The sequence below is a fragment of the Rhodobacter sp. NTK016B genome (assembly GCF_017303295.1).
In the GTDB taxonomy this organism is placed as follows: domain Bacteria; phylum Pseudomonadota; class Alphaproteobacteria; order Rhodobacterales; family Rhodobacteraceae; genus Pararhodobacter.
In genome coordinates, this window is sequence record NZ_JAFKOK010000004.1 from 1 (window position 1) to 16,201 (window position 16,201).

Annotated in this window: 16 protein-coding genes; 11 read left to right on the forward strand and 5 right to left on the reverse strand. The window is 67.1% G+C overall.

What is annotated here, in order from left to right; translation table 11 throughout:
- Positions 1 to 67: 67 nt before the first annotated feature.
- Both JI664_RS06150 and JI664_RS06155 read right to left on the reverse strand, forming a co-directional pair.
- Positions 68 to 1,243, reverse strand: a complete 1,176-nt coding sequence (locus JI664_RS06150; protein WP_207012858.1) for an aminotransferase — start codon at positions 1,241 to 1,243, stop codon at positions 68 to 70.
- 77 nt (positions 1,244 to 1,320) lie between these two features.
- Positions 1,321 to 2,151: a hypothetical protein gene (locus JI664_RS06155; RefSeq protein ID WP_207012859.1), complete on the reverse strand. Its 831-nt coding sequence runs from the start codon at positions 2,149 to 2,151 to the stop codon at positions 1,321 to 1,323.
- Between the two features lie 147 nt (positions 2,152 to 2,298).
- Between JI664_RS06155 and JI664_RS06160 the strand changes: the two genes are divergently transcribed.
- From JI664_RS06160 to JI664_RS06190, 7 genes are all read left to right on the forward strand, one after another.
- Complete coding sequence (locus JI664_RS06160; protein ID WP_207012860.1) at positions 2,299 to 3,471, forward strand: RsmB/NOP family class I SAM-dependent RNA methyltransferase; 1,173 nt, start codon at positions 2,299 to 2,301, stop codon at positions 3,469 to 3,471.
- Positions 3,472 to 3,558: 87 nt separating this feature from the next.
- Positions 3,559 to 6,117, forward strand: coding sequence for a hybrid sensor histidine kinase/response regulator (locus JI664_RS06165; protein WP_286173897.1), 2,559 nt, complete (start codon positions 3,559 to 3,561; stop codon positions 6,115 to 6,117).
- Between the two features lie 76 nt (positions 6,118 to 6,193).
- Positions 6,194 to 7,195: a nicotinate-nucleotide--dimethylbenzimidazole phosphoribosyltransferase gene (gene cobT, locus JI664_RS06170; RefSeq protein WP_207012861.1), complete on the forward strand. Its 1,002-nt coding sequence runs from the start codon at positions 6,194 to 6,196 to the stop codon at positions 7,193 to 7,195.
- A 4-nt stretch (positions 7,196 to 7,199) separates the two neighbouring features.
- The gene (gene cobS / locus JI664_RS06175) at positions 7,200 to 7,928 is read left to right on the forward strand and encodes an adenosylcobinamide-GDP ribazoletransferase (protein ID WP_207012862.1); all 729 of its coding nucleotides are present in this window, start codon (positions 7,200 to 7,202) and stop codon (positions 7,926 to 7,928) included.
- A complete protein-coding gene (gene cobC / locus JI664_RS06180; RefSeq protein WP_207012863.1) occupies positions 7,919 to 8,446 on the forward strand; it encodes an alpha-ribazole phosphatase family protein in 528 nt (175 codons plus the stop codon). The genes cobS and cobC overlap by 10 nt, the downstream gene beginning before the upstream one ends.
- Complete coding sequence (cobU, locus tag JI664_RS06185) at positions 8,431 to 8,964, forward strand: bifunctional adenosylcobinamide kinase/adenosylcobinamide-phosphate guanylyltransferase (protein ID WP_207012864.1); 534 nt, start codon at positions 8,431 to 8,433, stop codon at positions 8,962 to 8,964. Before cobC ends, cobU begins: the two co-directional genes overlap by 16 nt.
- Before the next feature lie 69 nt (positions 8,965 to 9,033).
- Entirely contained in the window at positions 9,034 to 9,960 is a 927-nt protein-coding gene (locus tag JI664_RS06190; protein ID WP_207012865.1) for an alpha/beta hydrolase fold domain-containing protein, read from the forward strand.
- Positions 9,961 to 10,006: 46 nt separating this feature from the next.
- On the opposite strand, the gene JI664_RS06195 is transcribed toward JI664_RS06190, so the two are convergent.
- The 3 genes from JI664_RS06195 to JI664_RS06205 form a co-directional block, all read right to left on the reverse strand.
- A complete protein-coding gene (locus JI664_RS06195; RefSeq protein ID WP_207012866.1) occupies positions 10,007 to 10,573 on the reverse strand; it encodes a hypothetical protein in 567 nt (188 codons plus the stop codon).
- A 147-nt stretch (positions 10,574 to 10,720) separates the two neighbouring features.
- Positions 10,721 to 12,520, reverse strand: coding sequence for a capsule biosynthesis protein (locus tag JI664_RS06200; RefSeq protein WP_207012867.1), 1,800 nt, complete (start codon positions 12,518 to 12,520; stop codon positions 10,721 to 10,723).
- Positions 12,498 to 13,157: an ABC transporter ATP-binding protein gene (locus JI664_RS06205; protein WP_207012868.1), complete on the reverse strand. Its 660-nt coding sequence runs from the start codon at positions 13,155 to 13,157 to the stop codon at positions 12,498 to 12,500. The genes JI664_RS06200 and JI664_RS06205 overlap by 23 nt, the downstream gene beginning before the upstream one ends.
- A 291-nt stretch (positions 13,158 to 13,448) precedes the next feature.
- Between JI664_RS06205 and JI664_RS06210 the strand changes: the two genes are divergently transcribed.
- The 4 genes from JI664_RS06210 (at position 13,449) to rpsI (ending at position 16,193) form a co-directional block, all read left to right on the forward strand.
- Complete coding sequence (locus JI664_RS06210) at positions 13,449 to 14,273, forward strand: SseB family protein (RefSeq protein ID WP_207012869.1); 825 nt, start codon at positions 13,449 to 13,451, stop codon at positions 14,271 to 14,273.
- Between the two features lie 7 nt (positions 14,274 to 14,280).
- Positions 14,281 to 15,057, forward strand: coding sequence for a YiiX/YebB-like N1pC/P60 family cysteine hydrolase (locus tag JI664_RS06215; RefSeq protein WP_207012870.1), 777 nt, complete (start codon positions 14,281 to 14,283; stop codon positions 15,055 to 15,057).
- 159 nt (positions 15,058 to 15,216) lie between these two features.
- Positions 15,217 to 15,681, forward strand: coding sequence for a 50S ribosomal protein L13 (gene rplM, locus JI664_RS06220; protein ID WP_207012871.1), 465 nt, complete (start codon positions 15,217 to 15,219; stop codon positions 15,679 to 15,681).
- A 2-nt stretch (positions 15,682 to 15,683) separates the two neighbouring features.
- Positions 15,684 to 16,193 (forward strand): 30S ribosomal protein S9, encoded by a 510-nt coding sequence (gene rpsI, locus JI664_RS06225; protein ID WP_207012872.1) that lies wholly within the window; start codon positions 15,684 to 15,686, stop codon positions 16,191 to 16,193.
- Positions 16,194 to 16,201 lie beyond the last annotated feature (8 nt).

The following is a 16,201-nucleotide window of genomic DNA, read 5'->3' on the forward strand; positions in this document are numbered from 1 at the left end:
AATATCCTCGGGGGTGAATTGGCCGCAGGCCAAGAGGGGGCAGACAGCCCCCTGAACCAATTAACATTCAGAGCGCGGCCTGAAGCCGGTCCATCAGCGTGCCGATCTGCGCGACATCCGCATTGGCAAAGGCGATGCGCATTTCTGTGGCGCCTGAATTGTCGCCCTCGGGCCGGAACATGGTGCCCGGTAGCAACAGCACGCCTGCCTCGGCCAGCAATCGTTTGGCCACGTCCGGTGAGGCTGCGTCATAGGGGTGGCGGGCATACGCGAAATAGGCGCCGCAGCCCAGAAGCGTCCAGCCGTCGAGCCTTTTGAAGCCGTCGAGCATTGCCGCGCGGCGTCGCAGGATCTCGGCGCGTTCCCCGGCGAGCCAGTCTTCGAGGTTCTCCAACCCCCAAAGCGCGGCCATTTGCCCGGGCCCCGAGACGCAGATCGTCACCGTGTCGAGGAATTTCTCGATCTCGGCCAGCCTTGCGGGCGAGGCGGCGATGGCGCCGACGCGGTGGCCGGTCAACCTGTAGGCTTTCGAGAAGCTGTAGAGATGGATGAAGGTGTCGTCCCAGTCGGGATCGGCGAACAGGCCATGCGGCGGGCCGTCTTGCGTATGAAAGTCACGGTACGTCTCGTCGACGATCAGCGCGATACCGTGGCGCCGGGCGAGGTCCGCGAAGGCCGCGAGAAGCTCGGGCGGGTATTCCACGCCGCCCGGATTGTTGGGTGAAACCAGCGTGATCGCTTTGGTGCGCGGGGTGATCAGCCCCTCGGCTCGCTCTGGATCGGGCAGCAGGTCGGCACCGGTCGGCAGCGCCACGGCCTCGACCCCGGTCATCGACAGCCACATGACGTGGTTGAAATACCACGGCGCGGGCAGGATCACCGCGTCGCCCGGCCCGGCGAGCGTGGCGATCGCGGCGCAGAAGGCCTGATTGCAGCCCGAGGTCAGCGCGACGTGGTCGGTGGTGACCGTGCCGCCATAAAGGGCCGCGATCCGCGCCGCCAGCCGCTCGCGCAGCGGGCCGTTGCCCAGCACGGGCGAGTAGAGATGCACCTCGGGATCCTGCTCCATCGCGCGGGCCATGGCCTGACGCATCGCGGCGGGCGGCGGGTCGACGGGCGCTGCCTGCGAGAGGTTCATCAGCGGCAGCCCGTCGGGCAGCGGGGTCTCGTTGAGCCAGCGGCGGGCCTCCATCACCGGCGGTGCGAAGGTCTGGGCAAAGGCGGGGTTCAGGATCAGGGACATCGGCTTCTCATCGGCTGCGCGGCAAGACTGCCGCAGGGTCTGTGGTCGCGCAAGCGGTCACAGCAAAGGGGCGAGGGTCATCGGCGCAAGGCGCGCCAAAGGCCCAAAAACGTGGCACAGGCGAGCGCGATGGTCAGCGCCGGCGGTACGGGCGTGCCTTGGGTCGCCGCGAGCGCCACCGCGCCCAGCCCCCAGCCGCCGAAGACCGCATGGCCGATGGCAGCCGGGCGGCCCAGCTCGGTGCGGTTGCGCGCCATCCAGCCCATCATGAACAGCACCAGCATCCCGGACCCGGCCAGCACATTGGCCCCCGCGACACCCGCGAAGGGCCATAGCGGCGACCACGTGCCCCAAGGCCACAGCATCCACAGCGCCGCAAGCACCCCGGCAAGGGTGGTCATTGCCGCCCAAAGTCCCCGCTCGGTCGCGGGCGGGGTGCGGCCCTTGCGCAAATCCTTCGATTTCAGCATTTCCAGCACTGCCCAGACCGACAGCACCGTGCTCAGCAGCGCCAGCACCCACGGCACCGGGCTGCTCCAGTCGGCGATGGGGCGGTGGAACAGACCCAGCAGAACCAGCATCGGCGCAAGGCCGGTGGCGACGGTGCCCAGCCCGAAGCGGATGCGTGCGAGCGAGGGCGCGCGCATGATCGTGACCAGAACGGCGACCGCCGCCAGCGCCATCGCGCCCGCAAGCCGGATCGCCAGAGCGGGCGCGTCCCAGCCAAGGCTGCCGGGTAATGCGCCGCCCCAGATCAGCGACCCCACCAGCCCGGCGGCTGCAGACAGCGCCAGCGTGCGGCGGGTGCGGGGGGGATAGGGGGCCAGCGGATCCGCGAAAAGGCGCGCGAAGAGAGCGGCGAGGCCGAAAAACAGCGCCAGTGCGCTGAGCAGGATGAAAAGCGTCACGGGTCCGTATCCGTCCAGAGGTCGCGCGCACGCTAGTGGCCCGGGCAGGGCGGCGCAAGCGGATGCGGGCGATAACGGCGGGCGGCGCAGCCCTTGCCAAGTCGGGCAACCTGCCGCATGTGAAAGGCCAACCAACCGGAGCCTGCCATGACCCCTGCCGCGCGTGAAGCCGCCGCGATGATCCTGCTCGACCGCTGGCTCGAAGGTCAGCCGCTCGAAGCTGCCCTGACCAACTGGGCCCGGGCGAGCCGCTTCGCCGGGTCGGGCGACCGCGAGGCGGTGCGCGATCTGGTGTTTCAGGCCGTCCGCCGCCGCCGCTCGGCTGCGGCTCTGGGGCAGGGCGAGACCGGGCGGGCGATGCTGCTGGGTCTTGCGCGGGCGGCGGGGCGTGACCTGTCGGGCTGGAACGGCGAGGGTCACGCGCCCTCGGCGCTGACGGATGATGAACGCGCGCTCTTGGCCGCGCCTGTGCCCGATCTGCCGCGCGGTGTGGGCCTTGATTGCCCGGACTGGTTGCTGCCGGCCTTCGATGCCGCGCTGGGGGATCAGGCGGATGATGTGCTGCGGCTCATGCAGGATCGCGCACCGGTTTTCCTGCGCGTCAATCGCGCCCGCAGCACACCCGAGAAGGTCGCGCGCGATCTGGCCGGGGACGGGATCGAAACCCGCCCGCATCCGCTCGCCGAAACCGCGCTGGAGGTCACCGCCCATCCGCGCCGTCTGCGCAACGCCAAGCCGATGGCCGAGGGCGAGATCGAGCTTCAGGATGTCGCCAGTCAGGCCGTCGCCTTGGCTTTTGCGCGGCAGGCCAGTGAGCTTTCGGTGACCAAGGTGCTGGATTACTGCGCGGGCGGCGGTGGTAAGTCTCTGGCGCTCGCGGCTGAGGGGCTTGGCGTCAGCGCGCATGATATCGATCCGCGCCGCATGGCCGATCTGCCCGCGCGTGCCAAACGCGCCGGGGCCACGATTCGTGTTCTGCAGGATCCGCCCACCGGCGCTTGGCCGGCGATCTTCGCCGATGCGCCCTGTTCTGGGTCGGGCAGCTGGCGCCGCGCGCCCGAGGCGAAATGGGCCTTCACGGCGGAGCGTCTGGACGAATTGCAGCGGATACAGGACAGCATCCTTGATCGCTGCGCCGAGCTGACCGCGCCGGGCGGGATCCTGGGCTATGCGACCTGTTCGCTGTTTCGCGCCGAAGACGAAGAGCGCGTGGCGGCGTTTCTGCAGCGCCAGCCGGGATGGCAGCGGCTGTCCGAGCTGCGCCTGTCGCCGCTTGACGGCGGGGACGGTTTTTTTCTGGCGGTGTTGCGCAAAGCTTGAGACCATGGCGGAATTTGGTGAAGCAACCCTTGGTGGTGTGCTGAGCCGTTAACACTGCTTTAACTGTATCACTCGACACTCGCCGTCATGCCCGTGCCTGTAGAGCAAATCGCAGTCGATACCCAAGCCCCTCTCCGACGCGGAGAGCGGGACGGCGCGGTCGGTCCCGCTGCTTTCATCGCGCCGCTTGTCCGGCTGGTGCCGGTGGCGCGCGTTCTGGCGTTTCTGGGGGTCGGGCTGGGGCTGTGCAGCGGTGTTCTGGCCATCGCAGGCAAACCGGTGGCGGTGCTGGTTGTCTCCGCGGCGGCGGTCAGCATGCTGGTTCTGGCCACGATTGCCAGCTTCGCCGCGCGGCGTTCCCGAAAACGGCGCGGCCGCGTCAGTGCCGATCTGGCGCGTGCCATGGCTGATGATCCGGACCCTATCGTCGTGACCGACCCGCAAGGCGGGGTTTGTGCGGTTAACGTGGCGGCTGCCGATCAGGCCGATCCGGTCGACCGGATGCGGCCCTGGTGCGTGTCGCCTGACGGCATGCGCGATTCACTGCTCGCCGAAGCCGCGCGGATCGGGTCGGCCTCGCGCGAATTCTGGCGCCGCGCCAGCGGTTTGCGGGTTACCTGCCACCATGCCGACCGCGCTCTGGGCGAGGGCGTCATCGTCTGGCGTTTCACCCCTATCCGGCGCGGCGGGGGGCGGTCGCTCGATGCGCTCGGACTGGCGGTGTTCGCGGTCGATACGCAGGGCGTCCATCCCAATGCCGCCGCGCTGTCGCTTCTGGGTGGTGATCCGGAAAAGGCGTGCTCGCTGCTTGAGAATGTCGAGCTGCCGCAGCACGGGCGGCGACCGGATGAACCGGCGGCCCCGGTGATGCTGAATCTCCCCGATGGCCGGAGCGTGCAGATCGTGCCGCTCAGCCCGGGCGATGCAAGTGACGGACAGGGACGCGACTTCATGCTGCTGCCCGCGCCGCCCGCCGCAGATATCCAGGCCGCACCACCCGAATCCGCTTTCGAGGATATTCCCGTGGCGCTGCTGCGGATCGGCCCCGATGGCCGCATCGGTCAGGGCAACCGCCACGCGCGTACGCTTCTGGGGCTCGAACCCGACGGACATCAATGGTTCTCGGAAGTGGTCGAGGGGCTCGGGCGCCCGGTCAACGACTGGCTCGACGATGCGCGGCTTGGTAGCGCGCTGGGACGGCCAGAGGTCCTGAGGGCCACGCTGCCCACGCAGGAAACCTTCGTGCAGGTCATCCTGCGGCGCGCGCATGACGGTGCCGATAGCGGTGCGCTGGTGGCGGTGATCTCGGACGCGACCGAGCTCAAGACGCTCGAGGGGCGGTTCGTGCAGAGCCAGAAGATGCAGGCGATCGGCCAGCTCGCAGGCGGAATCGCGCATGATTTCAACAACCTGCTAACCGCGATTGCCGGGCATTGTGACCTGCTCTTGCTCAACCGCGACCGTTTCGATCCCGATTACAGCGACCTGCTGCAGATCCATCAGAACACCAACCGCGCCGCCGCGTTGGTGCGTCAGCTTCTGGCGTTCTCGCGCAAGCAATCGCTCACCCCCGAGATTGTCGGCGTCGAAAACATGCTCGAGGATCTCACCCACCTGCTGACCCGGCTGGTGGGCGAGCGTATCAGCCTCGACCTGCGCCATCATCCGAAGGTGGGGGCGGTCCGGGCCGATAAACGCCAGCTCGAACAGGTGATCCTGAACCTTGTCGTCAATGCCCGCGATGCGATGCCGATGGGCGGCACGATCAAGATCGAAACCGAAAAGTGCCAGCTGACCGCCGAGCAGGAGGTCGGCCGCGCCCGTCTGCCCAAGGGCGATTACGTCCTGATCCGCGTGATCGATCAAGGGCTGGGCATTTCCGCCGACGTCATCGAGAAGATCTTCGAGCCCTTCTTCACCACCAAAAAATTGGGCGAGGGGACGGGGCTGGGCCTGTCGACGGCCTATGGCATCGTCAAGCAGATGGGCGGCTATATCTTTGCCGATTCCGTCGAAGGGGCGGGCACGACCTTTACGCTCTATTTCGGGGCGCTCGGGGATCTGCCGGAGCAACAGCAGGGCGCCCGGTCCGCCGGTGGCGCGTCCCATGCCGATGACCTCGACAATCTGGATGCCGGTCACGGGTTTTCGGTGCACGACACGCTGGCCGAGCTTGACCGCGCCGCGGTCGAGCCCAAACCCAACTCCGGGTCCCGCACCCTTGTCCAGCGTCCTCAATCGACTCAGGGCGCGTTCCACGGCGAGTCCATTCTGCTGGTCGAGGACGAAGCGCCGGTGCGCGCCTTCGCCGCGCGTGCCCTCCGGCTGCAGGGCTATCAGGTTTTCGAGGCGCAGGATGGTGAGCAGGCGCTCGAATTTCTCGCGGATTCGGCGCTGCGCGTCGATCTCTTCGTGTCGGACGTGGTGATGCCCGGTATCGACGGGCCGGGCTGGGTGGCCAAGGCGCTGGCCGACCGTCCGGGGACGCCCGTGCTGTTCATGTCGGGCTATACCGAGGATGCGCTGCGCACCACGATCAGCGGTATTCCCGGCGCGGTCTTCCTGGGCAAGCCCTTCTCGCTCAAGGAATTGAGTGAAACCATCGCCGGGCAGCTTGCCCCGGCCGAGGTCGCGTCCCGGTCGTGACCCGTCGCGCGTGGTCCTTGCACCGCGCGCCCGGACTGTTAGGAAAGGCGCCGACATCCCAATATCGGACCTTGCCGTGACAAACCCGCTCGCCGCCCGTATCCGCCACGTGATCGACACCAAGACCAAGCCGCTCGGCGCGCTCGGTCGGATCGAGACCTTGGCCGAACAGATCGCGCTTCTGCAGGGGACCGAGGCGCCCCGCATGACCCAGTGCACGCTGACCATCTTCGCCGGCGATCACGGCATCGCCGAGACCGGCGTGTCGGCCTTTCCTCAGGAAGTCACGCCGCAGATGGTGATGAATTTTCTGTCGGGCGGGGCCGCCGCAAACGTCTTTGCCAGCGTCAACGGTGTTGCTTTGCAGGTGGTGGATGCGGGCGTCGCGGGCGAGCGGATCGAGCATCCGCAGCTTGTCGACCGCCGCATTGCCGCGGGCACCAAGAATTTCCTCGACAGCCCGGCGATGACGCCCGAACAGGCGCAGCAGGCGCTCGATCACGGCGCGGGCGTGGCTCATGCGGCGGCGGGCGAGGCGCTGGCCTTCGGCGAGATGGGCATCGCCAATACCGCGACCGCCGCCGCTTTGGCGCATAAGCTGACCGGTCGGCCGCTTGCGGATCTTGTCGGGCGGGGCACCGGGCTGGATGATGCCGGGCTCAACCGCAAGCTCGACATCCTGACCCGCGCCACGGCGCGCACCGGCGCGCTGACGCCCGAACAGGCGATGGCGGAATATGGCGGCTTCGAGATCAACATGATCGCGGGCGCGATGATCGAGACCGCGCGCGAGAACCGCGTGGTGATCGTCGATGGTTTCATCGCCAGCGTCGCGGCGCTTCTGGCCACCAAGCTGCAGCCCGATACCCGCCGCGCCATGGTCTTTGCCCATCGCTCGCACGAATCCGGTCACCGGGCGGTGCTGGAGGAACTCGACGCCGACCCGCTTCTGACGCTCGACATGCGGCTGGGCGAGGGGACGGGCGCGCTGCTGGCATGGCCGCTGCTGAAAGCCGCCGCCGCGATGATGACCGACATGGCCAGCTTCGAGACCGCTGGCGTCTCGAACCGCGACTGATCCGGTGCGCGAGGCCCGCGCCGCGCTGGCTTTCCTGACCCGGCTGCCCGCCGGGCCGCTCGACAGTGCGGATTTCGCACGCGCGCCCGCATGGTTCACGGCGGTGGGGCTGGGGCTGGGCATCGCCTCGGCCGGGATCTGGTGGCTCGCCGCGTGGGCCTGGCCGCCGGTTCTGGCCGCCTTGGCCGCCGTCGCGGCGTTGCTCACTATGACCGGCGCGCTGCACGAGGACGGGCTGGCCGATACCTTCGACGGCCTCGGCTCGGGCCGCCCGACCGAGCGTGCGCTCGAGATCATGCGCGACAGCCGGATCGGCAGTTTCGGCGCCATCGCCCTCGGCATCGTACTGGCCGCGCGAGTCGCGGCGCTGGCCGCGCTCGGGCTGGGCGCGCCGGTCGCGCTGATCGCCGGGCAGGCGCTCAGCCGTGCGGGTATGACGCTGATGCTGCGGCGCGGCCCCTATGTGCGCGCCACGGGTGCAGCGACCGGCATGACCGGCCCGTTGGGCGCGCATCGCTGGGCGCTGATCGTGGCCGTCGCGCTTGCGATCCTGATCGTCTTTGTCACGCTGGGCTGGGCGGTACTGGGTGGCCTTGCGGGCCTTGTCGTCGCGCAGGTGGCGATCCGCGGCTGGGCCGTGAAACGACTGGGCGGCATCACCGGCGATATTCTGGGCGCGTCGCAGGGGCTGGGCGATCTGGGCTTTCTTCTGGGATTGTTGGCATGTCTGTGATTCTCCTGCGGCACACGAAACCCGATGTGATCGAGGGCACCTGTTACGGTCGCACCGATCTGGGCCTTCGGGCCTGTTTCGACGACACCGCGATCCGCATCGCCGCCGAACTTCCGCCCGTTGAGCGCATCCTGTCTTCGCCCCTGTCGCGCTGTCAGCGTCTGGCCCATGCCATTGCCGAGGCGCGGGGCCTGCCGGTCGAAACCGATGCACGCTTTGTCGAGATGGATTTCGGCCGGTGGGAAGGCATCGCGTGGTCCGAGATCCCGCGCCCGGAAATTGACGCTTGGCGCGACGATTTTCTGGATGCGCGCCCGCATGGCGGCGAAAGCGTCCGCGATCTGCGCGAGCGCACACGCGCGGGCCTTGATGCCGTGGTCGAAGGGCCGGTTCCCGCGCTGGTCGTTACCCATGCGGGTGTAATCAAGGCCGCGCTGGCGCTGTCGGGGCAGGCGGATGGATGGGATGCGCAGACCGAATTCGGCCATTGGCGGAGGCTCGCATGGCCCGCGCCGTAACGCTGGTTCTGGGCGGCGCGCGCTCGGGCAAAAGCGCGCTGGCCGAGCGTATCGTGCTGCAGGCGGGCGGCGCGCCGGTCTATGTCGCTACCGCGCAGGCCTGGGATGACGAGATGCGCGCGCGCATCGCGCAGCATCGGGCACAGCGGGACGGGCAGGGCTGGGAGACGCGCGAGGCGCCGCTCGATCTGTCCGGCGTGCTGGCGGATCTCGATCCCGGACGCCCGGTGCTGATCGACTGCCTGACGCTCTGGCTGACCAATCACCTGCTGGCCGAGCATGCCATCGACGCGCAGGTCGAGGGCCTGATCGGCGCGCTGCACGCGCGTCCGGGCGTGACGGTGCTGGTCGCGAATGAGGTGGGTCTTGGCATCGTGCCCGACAATGCGCTGGCCCGGGCGTTCCGCGACCATGCGGGGCGCACCAATCAGCGTATCGCGGCCATTTCCGATACCGTGGTCTTCACCGCCGCCGGTCTGCCGATGGTGCTGAAAGGCGCGCTGCCGCCGGCGATCTGAGCGCGCGCCCTTGACCTTCGGCGCCCGTCGCAGACACGATGCGCCAAATCCAGCCCGGAGGCGCGGCGCATGACCGACGACACCCCCCTTGAGACCCTCACCGATTACGCGTGGCTCCCGCCGGAGATCCGCGATTTCATCGCCCGGACCGAGGCCGCCTATCCCCCCGACGCGGTGAATTTCTCGATCAGTGAGCAGCGCGCCTTCTATGACAAGCTGTGCGCCGATTTCGATCAGCCCCATCCGCCCGGCCTGACGACCGAGGATCTCACCATCGCCGATATCCCCTGTCGCCGCTACACGCCGACCTGGCCCAAAGGCGGGGTGACGGGGATCTATTTCCACGGTGGCGGCTTCGTGGTGGGCGGGCTTGAAAGCCACGATGCCATCGTCGCCGAACTGGCCGAGCGCGCAGGGCTCACGATGATTGCCGTCGATTACCGGCTGGTCCCCGAGCACCGCCACCCCGCCGCCTATCTGGATTGCCTTGCCGTGGTCGATGCGGTGCCGGGGCCCAAGGTGCTGGCAGGCGACAGCGCGGGCGGGACGCTGGCGGCGTCGATCAGCGCGGCGCGCCCGGGGCTGGCGGGGCAGGTGCTGATCTATCCCGGTCTGGGGGGCGAGGGGCTGCCCAGCTTCACCCGCCACGCCAAAGCCCCGATGCTGAGCGCTGATGAATGCCGCTATTACGAGACGGTGCGTTATGACGGCCCGGTGCCGGTGGGCGACGTGACCGCGCGCCCGCTCGATGCTGAGGAATACGGCGATCTGCCCTCTACCGCGATCTTTACCGCCGAGGCCGATCCGCTGGCCTCGGGCGGCGTCGAATACGCCGCGCGGCTGGCCGAAGCGGGCGTGGACGTGTCGCTGATCGAAGAGCCGGGCATGGTGCATGGCTATCTGCGCGCGCGGCATATGTCGCCCGGCGCGGCGCAGTCCTTTGTCCGCATCGCCGGGGCGCTCGATCACTTCGCCGCGCAGGCCATCGGCGCATGAAAAAAGGGGCCCCGCGGGGCCCCTTCGCGTTCAGGTGTCGTTTCGCTCAGTAGCGCACGACGGTTTCGAAATTCTCGGGCAGTTCCACGTCGGGATTCAGGATCTCGACCAGATCGAAGCTGAAGGACGCCGAGGTGCCGTCTTCCGAGATCTCGCCTGTCGACGAGACGACTTCGGCACCGGCCACGCGGATGGTGAAGGAATGGCCTTCCAGCATCGGGCGCATCATCGCCGCCATCTGCGGGTCGTTGCGCATTTCGGCGCCCTGCGCGCCCATTTCGCCGATCGGGAAGGTCACGCGCACGGTGCCGTCGCCCAGATCCTCGGCGGTGGGCGAAGGCTCGCCCGGCTCGCTTTCGAAGACCTCGGCAAAGGTGCCAGAGGTCATCACGTCGCAGCGCGCGGTTTCGCCCTCGACGGTCAGCGTGCCGCCCTCATCCTCGGGGCAAAAGGACGCGCCGCCGCCCATCATCTCAAGCATTTGCTGCTGAACGGTCATGTGGCCCGAAACGCTGGCCTGATCGGCGCCTTCGATCGTGGCGGTCATATCAACGTCGACGCAGGCGGAAAGCGCCATCGCGCCAACCAGCGCCGCAGCTTGGATCATACGCATTGAAATCTCCCTTAGCGAAATGATTTGGCGCCAGCCTAAACGCGGGGCAGGGCGGGTGCCAGAGACAATAAGTCGGCGCAGGCGCAACCGGCGTTCAATTGCCGGTTGCCGCCGCGTGACCATGGCACACGCGCTGACCGGGCCAGTTTACCCGGTAATCTGCTCGCGCAGAATCGCCGCCGTCATCGAGATCAGCAGGTAGATCCCGGCAAAGATCAGGAAGGCGAGCGCGGTGTTTTCGAAGGCGCGCGGATAGGTGGGCTCGTCCGGCGCCACAGGGCTCACGCCCAGCGACAGATAGCGCACCTGGCGATTGGCCTCGATCCGGGCGGCTTCGAGTTGCTGCATCGCTTGCGCCAGCAGCATCTGCCGCGTCGCCACATCGGATTCCGCCATCACCTGTTCGCGCTGCAGCCGCGCCACCGAGGGGCTGTTTTCGCCACCCTGTGTCAGGCTGCCGCGCAGACCGGCGATCTGGCTTTCCAGTGTCGCCACGCGCCGTTCGGCCTGTTCCAGTCGCGCGGGGTTTGGGCGCGGATTGGCGCGCAGATCCGACAGGCTCAGACGTTCCAGATTGAGCTGCGTTTCGAGATTGCTGATCTGCTGCGTCAACAGCGTCACCTCGACCTCGGACGACAGCATCTGGAACCGCTCCTGCGTCTCCAGAACGCGAAGTTGCGCCTCGTTCATCCGCGCCTCGGCCTGCGCCACGCTTTCCTCGGCATCCGCCATCTGGTTCTCGCGCAGGCGCTGGGTCAGCTGGTCGACCTGTTCTTCGGCATAGCTCACAAGCGCGCGCGCGAAGCGCTCGCTGGTTTCGGGATCGGCGGCGATCACCTCCATGCGGATGATGCCCTCGGTCGGGTCGAAACTGACCTGCACCATGTCCTGATACAAACGATAGGCGGCTTCGTCCGTTGCGTCGGGCGGCAAGCGCCGCAGCGGGTCGATATCCTCGTTCTGGAAGTAGCTCTTGAAGCCTTCTTCGGTGTCGAGACGTCGCATCGCGTCGCGCGATTGCAGATAGCTCTGCACGGTGATCGAATCCTGATTGGATCCCATCGCCGCACCGCCGAACATGCCCGATAGCGCCCCGGCCGCGCCGCCACCCGCATTGCTGTCGGCCTGCTGGATGACGAATTCCGAATTGGTGGCGTAAAGCGGCGTTGCCACGACGAAGAAATACCACGCGGCGATCAGCGTGGGCAGGGTCACGAAGATCCCCAGCCGCGCCGCCAGCAACAGCATCCGCCGCCGCCGCCGTTTGCGGATGTCGCGCTGGATACGCGAGATCTCGGCCTTGCGCTGATCGTGGGGGGGCACCGGGTCGGCGAGTGCGGGAGTGCCCGGTTGGCGGTAGGCCTTGGGCAATTGCGGCTGCTCGGTCGTGGTCAGCGCGCGGCTTTTCGAGCCTTCTTCTTTCACGATGTCGAGAAGCGTCGAGCGCTCGAACGGATCGATCCCCTGCTGGCGCAGCAGGCGCACGGCTTCGAGCCCCGAACTGGCTTTGATCCCGTTACGCTGCGCCACGCGCATGGCCATGCGCAATTGACGGCCGGTCAGCTCGGTTTCGGATTGCGGCTGATCGGCAGACGAACCCGTTTCGGTCGACGCGGTGTCGCCCTTGGCCCGGTCTGTGCTGCCCGTCTGCTGCGCATTGGTGCGCGCCGCCGTGCCTTCATCGGCCGACGTGCCACCGCGCGGGGGGCGGGTGTCGGTGCCCGTGGCCGGTCGGGCCGGACGGGTGGGCTGCGCTTCATCGCTCAGCCCGCTCGTGGAAGACGCCTGCGGATCTGCGGCTTGCCGCGACGGGGGCGCCGCTGCATCCGCCGTTGAACCGCTCGCCGTACCTTCCGAGCGCTGCGGAGCGACGCTGGTGCGCAGCGCCTCGGAGGTGTCGTCGCCCAGTTTGAGCCGGAACCGCCTAGCTTTGGGTTTCGTAGTCATAAAGCGCTTTCGCCTCTTCCAGCGAGTCAAAGAACTGCAGCTTGCCGTCGCGCAGCACCGCCGCCGATTTGCAGTATTTCTGCAGGGTTTCAGCCTGGTGTGACACGATCAGAACGGTGGCGTCTTCCAACCGCTCCTTCAGGATCGCACCCGCCCGCTTGTTGAATTTCACATCCGTGGTCGCGGGCATGCCTTCGTCAACAAGGTAAAGATCGAACTCGATCGCCAGCATCAGCGCGAAGGCGAAACGCGAGCGCATCCCCTGGCTATAGGTGCCGACCGCCATGTCGAAGTAATCGCCAATATCGCACAGCCAGCGGCAGAAGGCTTCGACCTCGTCGGGATCGAGCTGATAGAGGCGGGCGATGTAGCGGGCGTTTTCGGTCGCCGTGTGGCGGTGGTTGATCCCGCCCATGAAGCCCAGCGGAAACGAGACCCGGCAGGTGCGCGTGATCGTGCCCTCGTCGGGTTTCTCAAGCCCTGCCATCATGTTGATGATCGTCGTCTTGCCGGTACCGTTGGGCGCAAGAATGCCGACGGAATGACCCAGCTCGACGCGGAACGACGCCTCGTGCAGGATCACTTTACGACTTTTTCCGGTCCAGAAGGACTTGCTGACGTTGTAGAACTCCAGCATCGCTCACGCCTCGGTTTTCCGGTCCGTCCTGCGCCTTCGGCGCACCCGGCCCTCGATAGGGCATCTCTTGCGGCCCCGCTTGCGGCCCGTCAGGGCCGGAATTGTCCCGACATTATGAAGCATTACCGCCTCTGAGTGTAGTGAAAACTGCGTGTTCGCACTGTCGCGCCCGCGCCGCAGGCATTAGGTAGGTCCCAGACCGGGTCGCATGCGTACAAGGCGCGTGCGGCAGCGGTCGTTTCGCCGTAGGGTCACACCGCCGATCAGGCAAGCACACAGAGCAGGGTCGCCATGAGCAACGCGCCTCACACCGAACTCGACACGGCCATGCAGCGCGCCGCCGCAGCCCCCGCCGACACGCCCGAGGAAACCAGCGCCCGGCTTGCCTTTCATGCCGAGCTGAGCCGCGCGGAACTGTTCGTGCTGCTCGATGCCGAGGTCACCGGCGACAGCATGGCGCCGCGGGTCTTCGATCTGCCGGATGTGCGCGCGGTGCTGGCTTTCGACAGCGAATACCGACTGGCCGAATTTGCGGGCGCGGCGGCGGCCTATGCGGCGCTTCCGGGGCGTATTCTGGTGTCCATGCTGGCCGAATCGGGCGAGGGGCTGTCGCTTCTGGTCAATGCCGATGCGCCGCATGCCTCGCTCATGTCGCCCGAGGCGGTCGAATGGCTGGCCGCGACCCTTTCGGGCCCCGCGCCGTCGGAGGGGCAGGGCGTCGCGCAGGGTTTCGCCGCGCCCGATCTGCCAGAAACGGTCCTGACCCCGCTCGTCGCCGCGCTTGAGCGGCGGTTGTCGGGGATGCCGGGCCTCTCGCAGACGGTGCTTGCCGGGGTGCTCTGGCAGGATGGCACGCGCGGCCATACGCTGGCGCTGGCCGGGTTGCCCGACGAAACGCATCCCGCCGTCGCCCGTGCCGTGTCCGAAGCGTTGGCATTGTCGGGGCTGGAAGCGGGCTCGCTCGACGTGATCTTTCCGCCCGAGCGGATCATGCAGGCCATCGCCGGCGTGGGGCTGACATTGTCGCCCGCGCCCTTCGAGATGGCCGAGGATCAGACGATCACCCCCGGCGCCAATCCGGGCCTCGATCCCAGCCGGCCCCCTAAACTGCGCTGAGTCTGCCATGCTCGCCGGATTGCGCCACCGCCTCGGTCACTGGATCGGACGCTTTCTCGAACGCGACCAGCCCGACACGCAGCCCGTCGTCGCGCAGGATCACGCCGCGCTGACGGCGACGATCCGGGTGGGTGACGTGCTTCTGGTCGAGGGGCGCGCCAAGGTCTCGACGGCGATCAAGTACCTGACGCAAAGCACATGGTCGCATGCGGCGATCTGCGTGCAGGACCTGACAAGGGGCGAAGGGCAGGTCGAACTGGTCGAAGTCACGATGCACGAAGGCGCGCATCGGGTGCCTTTGGTGAAATACGCCGCGCACAACACCCGCCTGTGCCGCGCCGCCGGGCTGTCCGAGGACGAGCGCGCCGCCGTCGCGCATTTCATGGTCGAGCGTATCGGGCTGCAATATGACATGCGCAATATTGTCGACCTGATGCGCTATTTCATCCCCACGCCGCCGGTTCCGGTGCGCTGGCGCCGGCCATTGCTGCGGCTCGGGGCCGGGGATCCGACACGGGCGATCTGCTCGTCTCTGGCCGCGCAGGCTTTCCAGTCGGTCGGTTACCCGATCCTGCCCGAGATCGAGATGCTGCGCGCGCCGTCGGGTCGGCCGCTGGGCACTGTCTGGCATGCGCGCGACGCAAGCTTCATCGTGCCGCGCGATTTCGACCTGTCGCCCTATTTCGCGGTGGTCAAACCGACCATCCATCGGGGCTTCGATCATGCCCGCATCCCGTGGAGCGACCAGAACGAGGTGCCCGAGGGGCGGAAAAGTGTGGGGTAAAATAATACCCAAATCGTAGGTTATTGAAATATAACGTTTAATCCGAAAGTGTCCGTGCGGAACGGCTCTTGACCTGCCGGGTGGAATCGATAGAACACGCCCATCCCGCAGCAGGGTTTCCCCGGTTGCGTCAATGCTTCTCATTTTCAGGGCTGGACCATGAAAACCTACACCGCAAAACCGGCGGAGATCGAGAAGAAGTGGATCCTGATCGACGCCGAAGGTGTCGTTCTGGGCCGCCTCGCCACGATCGTCGCCAACATCCTGCGTGGCAAGAACAAGCCGACGTTTACGCCGCATATGGACATGGGTGACAATGTCATCATCATCAACGCCGACAAGGTGCAGATGACCGGCAACAAGCGTGCCGACAAGCGCTATTACTGGCACACCAATCACCCGGGCGGGATCAAGTTCCGCACCGCCGAGCAAGTGCTCGAAGGCGCTCATCCCGAGCGCGTGGTGATCAAGGCTGTCGAGCGTATGATCTCGCGCAACCGCCTGGGCCGTCAGCAGATGACCAACCTGCGCGTCTATGCCGGCGCCGAGCATCCGCATGAAGCCCAGCAACCGACCGTTCTCGACGTCAAGTCGCTGAACAAGAAAAACACCCGGAGCGCTTGATCATGGCTGACGAGATCAAATCCCTCGACGCGCTGAAGGATGCCGTCGCCGGCGCTGCCTCGGCCGCGCCCGAAGGTGCCGAAGGCACCGAAACCGCCGCCCCCCGTGAGCCGCAGCGCGACTCGCTGGGCCGCGCCTATGCCACCGGCAAACGGAAAGACGCCATCGCGCGCGTCTGGATCAAGCCGGGCTCGGGCAAAGTTGTCGTCAACGGCAAAGACATCAACGCGTATTTCGCGCGTCCGGTTCTTCAGATGATCCTGAAGCAGCCGTTCGAGATCACCAACACTGTTGGCCAGTTCGACGTGTTCGCGACCGTGGTCGGTGGTGGTCTGTCGGGTCAGTCGGGCGCTGTGAAACACGGCGTGTCGAAAGCTCTGCAGCTGTATGATCCCAGCCTGCGCGCTGTGCTGAAAGCCGCTGGCTTCCTGACGCGCGACAGCCGCGTTGTGGAACGTAAGAAATACGGCAAGCGCAAAGCACGCCGCAGCTTCCAGTTCTCGAAGCGCTGATCGCTTCA

What these genes read in the sequence shown, in the direction of transcription:
- JI664_RS06215 (WP_207012870.1), top strand. Translation starts at nt 14,281, where the DNA reads ATGCTCGCCGGATTGCGCCACCGCCTCGGTCACTGGATCGGACGCTTT.
- JI664_RS06190 (WP_207012865.1), top strand. Translation starts at nt 9,034, where the DNA reads ATGACCGACGACACCCCCCTTGAGACCCTCACCGATTACGCGTGGCTC.
- cobU (WP_207012864.1), top strand. Translation starts at nt 8,431, where the DNA reads ATGGCCCGCGCCGTAACGCTGGTTCTGGGCGGCGCGCGCTCGGGCAAA.
- JI664_RS06200 (WP_207012867.1), bottom strand. Translation starts at nt 12,520, where the DNA reads ATGACTACGAAACCCAAAGCTAGGCGGTTCCGGCTCAAACTGGGCGAC.
- JI664_RS06195 (WP_207012866.1), bottom strand. Translation starts at nt 10,573, where the DNA reads ATGCGTATGATCCAAGCTGCGGCGCTGGTTGGCGCGATGGCGCTTTCC.
- JI664_RS06165 (WP_286173897.1), top strand. Translation starts at nt 3,559, where the DNA reads ATGCCCGTGCCTGTAGAGCAAATCGCAGTCGATACCCAAGCCCCTCTC.
- JI664_RS06205 (WP_207012868.1), bottom strand. Translation starts at nt 13,157, where the DNA reads ATGCTGGAGTTCTACAACGTCAGCAAGTCCTTCTGGACCGGAAAAAGT.
- rplM (WP_207012871.1), top strand. Translation starts at nt 15,217, where the DNA reads ATGAAAACCTACACCGCAAAACCGGCGGAGATCGAGAAGAAGTGGATC.
- cobC (WP_207012863.1), top strand. Translation starts at nt 7,919, where the DNA reads ATGTCTGTGATTCTCCTGCGGCACACGAAACCCGATGTGATCGAGGGC.
- rpsI (WP_207012872.1), top strand. Translation starts at nt 15,684, where the DNA reads ATGGCTGACGAGATCAAATCCCTCGACGCGCTGAAGGATGCCGTCGCC.
- JI664_RS06210 (WP_207012869.1), top strand. Translation starts at nt 13,449, where the DNA reads ATGAGCAACGCGCCTCACACCGAACTCGACACGGCCATGCAGCGCGCC.
- JI664_RS06160 (WP_207012860.1), top strand. Translation starts at nt 2,299, where the DNA reads ATGACCCCTGCCGCGCGTGAAGCCGCCGCGATGATCCTGCTCGACCGC.
- JI664_RS06150 (WP_207012858.1), bottom strand. Translation starts at nt 1,243, where the DNA reads ATGTCCCTGATCCTGAACCCCGCCTTTGCCCAGACCTTCGCACCGCCG.